Raw genomic sequence first — 3,835 nt, 5'->3', positions numbered from 1 at the left:
CTCCCCGTTGTCCCCCGCCCCCCTCGGGCGCATGGGGTCAGTCTGGATCACCGGCCCCATGATGGGAAGAGGTTTCTAGAAAAGGGTTTTAGTTAGGTGGGGCGGGGGTGGGCTTCAGCGGGCGTACGAGCCGATGCCGACCAGGCAGTACACATACTCGTTGATCGTCGTCCCGTTGAGCGTGTAGCGGGAGGAGAAGGCGTACTGCGTCCGGGAGTTGTCGTTGCAGGTGCCCAGGTCCGACGTCATGGGGATGCTCTCGATCACCCGGTAGTGGGCATCGGACGCGGAGCAGGACACCTCGTCGATGTCGCTGACCTCCTGCGCGGTCTCGGAGTCCGGCAGCGTCCCGTTGAGGCAGGTGCCCGAGTCGTACGGGGTGGGGGCCTCGCTCGTGGGGGTGGCGGTGAGAGTAGGGGTGGCGGCGGGGTCGGTCGCGCTGTCGTACGGGTCGTCGGTTCCGTACGGGTCGTCGGTTCCGGATGGATCGTCGGTCTCGTGCGGATCGTCGGTCTCGTACGGATCGCTGGAGTACGTAGGTGTGGTGGTGGTCGTCGCGCCGGGAGCGGCCGTGCTGTCGCCGTCGTCGCCCTGGTTCAGGAGCAGGATGACGAGGAGTGCGGCGCCGGCGACGCCGAGCACGGCCAGGCAGCCTCGGGCGGTGGAGCCGGGTGCGGCGGCTGGGCGGGTTGCGGGGGGTATGGGTTCGGACACCGGATCAGTGTGGGGCAGCGGGTGGTTTTTATGGAGTGGGTTTCTAGAAAATCGTTCTAGAAAATATGTGCCTTACGCTGGGTGTCACCATGAGCCCCAAGCAACAACGCGGCGAGGAAACCGCCGACCGTCTCCTGGACGCCGCGCTCCAGGTGTACGCCGACTCCGGCGAGCAGGGCGTCACCGTCAGCGCCATCACCAAGGCCAGCGGTGTCAGCCTCGGCAGCCTCTACCACCACTTCGGCAGCATCGACGGCCTCATGATCGCCCTGCTGCAGCGCTGGGTCGGCCGGCTGCTCGGTGAGCTCGCCGCGGCCGTGGAGCGTTCCCGCACCGCCCGGACCGGCATCCGCGCCCTCGTACGGGTCTACCTGACGTTCATCCAGGAGCACCCGGACGCGTCCCGGCTCCTGCACTCCTCCTACGCCGACCGGCTGGGGATGGCGCAGGCCAGGCAGCTCCGCGACGCCCAGGAGGCCAGGCTCTCGCCGATGGCCGCGTGGATGCGGCAGCACATCGAGTCGGGCGAGGTCGCCCCGCTGGCCGTGCCCTTGATCGAGGCGCTGGTCCTGGGGCCGGTCGTCGCGACCGCGCGCCGGTGGCTGTCCGGTATCGACGATGTCGACCTCGACGAGGCCGCGCGCGTCCTGCCGGAGAGGATCCTGCGGTCGCTCAGCCCCTGAGCGGCACATGGTTTGTGCCTGGTGCCTGGTGCCTGGTGCCTGGCGCCTAGGGCCTGTCCGATGGGTCCTGCCGGGGTCGCGGGCCCTGGCACGCGCTCCCCCAAGCTCTCAGCTTCGCTCGAGCAGGGAGGTGCCCCCTCCGGCGTTGTCGTCGGTTGCCGACGCTCCGCGTTGTCGCCCTCCTCCGCCTTGCAGCTGCACGCAGCACCAGGGCCCGCTCGGCCCTGGTCAATCGGCGCCCGGCGCGAAGGCCGGCCTGACCCACCGGACAGGCCCTAGCTCATCCTCATCGGCTCCATCGACGGCCCGTGATGTTCAAGGCCCGGCAGCAGCCAGCTCTGGAACGGGGCCAGTGCGGCCAGGACCAGGAACAGCACGCCGATCGCGGTGCTGAACACCGGGCCGAGGCGCCACAGCTTCTCGATGAAGATGATGACCGCGACTGAGGCCATCGCCGCGATGTTCATCGTGCCGAGCGGGATGAGGACGATCATGAGTCCCCAGCAGCAGCCGACGCAGTAGAGCCCGTGGTGGGCGCCGACGCGCAGGTCACGGGCGCGCGGCCGGTAGCCGGCGTAGCGCACGAGCTGGCCCATGGGGCTGCGGCAGTGGCGCAGGCACATGTTCTTCAGCGGACTGAACTGGTGGAGTCCGGCGAGCAGGAAGGCGCCGGCGCCGATCCAGCGCCCGGCTTCGGGGTGGCTGTCGACCAGGTCGCCGGTCACGGTGAGAATCCCGTACACACAGAGACCGAACGCCGTCCAGGCGATCAGGTACCCGGCCACGAACTGGGCGATCCGCGCCGTGCGGGCGGCGCCGGAGGACTGACGGCCGATGGCCCGGACCCAGGTGATCGCCACCGGTGCCACGGACGGGAACATCATCGCGACCATCATGGTCACCCACAGCAGCAGGAACAGGGGCAGGCCGAGGCCCATGGTCCCCGGCTCCATATCCATATCCATGTCACCGGCCTGGGCGGCCGTGAGCAGCCACGCGAGCAGCGCGAGCACCACCATGACGGACCAGGCGATGGTCATCTCCCGGGCGGGGAGGAGATTGCCCGGCCTCAGGGGCGCGGAGAGCGTTGCCCGATCACGGAACACAGTTCCAGGTCAGCACAGAAGGCGGCGGGTCGCGCGGCAAAAAAGGGAGGACAGGGACGACAAGGACGACAGGGACGACAGGGACGACAGGGAGGACAATGGAGGTGCGGGCCTCGAGGAGGCGGCGGATATGACTGAGACAGCTCCGACTGTTCCTAAATGGCATGCGTCCGGGGACTGGTTCGACACCTGCAAATGCAATGTGCCGTGCCCGTGCTCGTTCGCCGAGCCACCCACGTACGGGGACTGCGATGGAGTCCTGGCCTGGCATGTACGCGAAGGGCGCTACGGCGATGTTCCGCTGGACGGCCTCAACGTACTGATGCTCGGCTCGTTCGTCGGCAATGTGTGGGCCGAGCACTCCGACGCGTACGCGGGCGTCTTCTTCGACGAGAGGGCCGACGACGCGCAGCGTGAGGCATTGCAGATGATCTTCAGTGGTCAGGCGGGCAGCTGGCCCGCCGAGATGATCAGCATGTTCGGGGCCGAGATGCGCGGCATGGACTTCGCCCCCATCGACATTCAGGTCGACGATGACCTGGGGGGATGGCGGGCCGGCGTTCCGGGCCGGGTCGAGGCCGGTGCGACGGCGCTCACCGGACCGACGACGCCCGAGGGCGCGCGCGTGCAGTCGACCAACCTGCCGGGATCGGAGACCGGTCCGGGCCAGGTCGCGACCTGGGGCCGCTCGACGGCCGACCGCGCCGACGCCTTCGGCTTCAGCTGGAGCCGCCAGGGGCAGTCCAGCAAGCACATCACCTTCGACTGGGCGGGGCCGAACTGAACCCGTTCAGTGCCGCACTGCCTGGCCGATCTCTGCCTTCGGGGTGCCGGACAGGCTTCGGTTGCTGCGGGCCGTGCCGGACTTGGCAGCGCCCGGGTCCACGCCGTTGATGTTCAGGACGGCCGCGTCCAGGAGATTGCCGTCGCCGTCACGGAAGTTGACGGAGATCGTGTAGTCCGCCTTCTTGTCCGTGCTGTTGGTGGCGGTGATCTCGGCGGTGGTGCGGTCGCCGTCGGGCTTTGTGGTGTCCGCGGCCTTCACGTCGCCCTTGGCGTTCACGCCGTCCTTGACCTTCGCGAGCTCGGAGGCCGCCGCCTCCGTGGCGGACGCGACCGCCTCGCCCGCCTTGGCCGTGGCCGATGCGACGGAGTCCTTGGCCTTGTCGACGTCTTCGTCGGAGCAGGCGGTGACCGTGAGGGCGAGCAGGGCGGTGCAGGCCGCGGCGGCGATGCGGGCCGCGGGGGCGGTACGGGTGGGCTTCATGCCGACCACCCTCGGGGTGACGGGCGGTGGGCGCGCGGTGGGCGCGCGGTGGGGCAGTCCGTATG

Annotated in this window: 5 protein-coding genes; 2 read left to right on the top strand and 3 right to left on the bottom strand. The window is 69.3% G+C overall.

What is annotated here, in order from left to right:
• Positions 1-114: 114 nt before the first annotated feature.
• Positions 115-714: a hypothetical protein gene (locus E2651_RS41905; protein ID WP_135336511.1), complete on the bottom strand. Its 600-nt coding sequence runs from the start codon at positions 712-714 to the stop codon at positions 115-117.
• Between the two features lie 89 nt (positions 715-803).
• Between E2651_RS41905 and E2651_RS41900 the strand changes: the two genes are divergently transcribed.
• Positions 804-1,397, top strand: a complete 594-nt coding sequence (locus E2651_RS41900; protein ID WP_135336510.1) for a TetR/AcrR family transcriptional regulator — start codon at positions 804-806, stop codon at positions 1,395-1,397.
• Between the two features lie 275 nt (positions 1,398-1,672).
• Here E2651_RS41900 and E2651_RS41895 read toward each other — a convergent pair whose 3' ends face one another.
• Complete coding sequence (locus E2651_RS41895; protein ID WP_135336509.1) at positions 1,673-2,437, bottom strand: DUF2182 domain-containing protein; 765 nt, start codon at positions 2,435-2,437, stop codon at positions 1,673-1,675.
• 196 nt (positions 2,438-2,633) lie between these two features.
• On the opposite strand from E2651_RS41895, the gene E2651_RS41890 reads away from it, so the two are divergent.
• Complete coding sequence (locus tag E2651_RS41890) at positions 2,634-3,287, top strand: DUF1326 domain-containing protein (RefSeq protein WP_135336508.1); 654 nt, start codon at positions 2,634-2,636, stop codon at positions 3,285-3,287.
• A 6-nt stretch (positions 3,288-3,293) separates the two neighbouring features.
• Here E2651_RS41890 and E2651_RS41885 read toward each other — a convergent pair.
• Positions 3,294-3,835, bottom strand: a 542-nt coding sequence (locus E2651_RS41885) for a hypothetical protein (protein WP_245239542.1), incomplete at its 5' end; no start/stop codon positions are given.

It is taken from the genome of Streptomyces sp. MZ04 (genome assembly GCF_004684775.1).
Lineage (GTDB): Bacteria > Actinomycetota > Actinomycetes > Streptomycetales > Streptomycetaceae > Streptomyces.
This window is presented reverse-complemented; position numbering and strand designations above follow the sequence as displayed.

Coding starts and splice junctions, on each gene's coding strand:
- E2651_RS41900 (WP_135336510.1), top strand. CDS start 804: ATGAGCCCCAAGCAACAACGCGGCGAGGAAACCGCCGACCGTCTCCTG.
- E2651_RS41895 (WP_135336509.1), bottom strand. CDS start 2,437: ATGACCATCGCCTGGTCCGTCATGGTGGTGCTCGCGCTGCTCGCGTGG.
- E2651_RS41890 (WP_135336508.1), top strand. CDS start 2,634: ATGACTGAGACAGCTCCGACTGTTCCTAAATGGCATGCGTCCGGGGAC.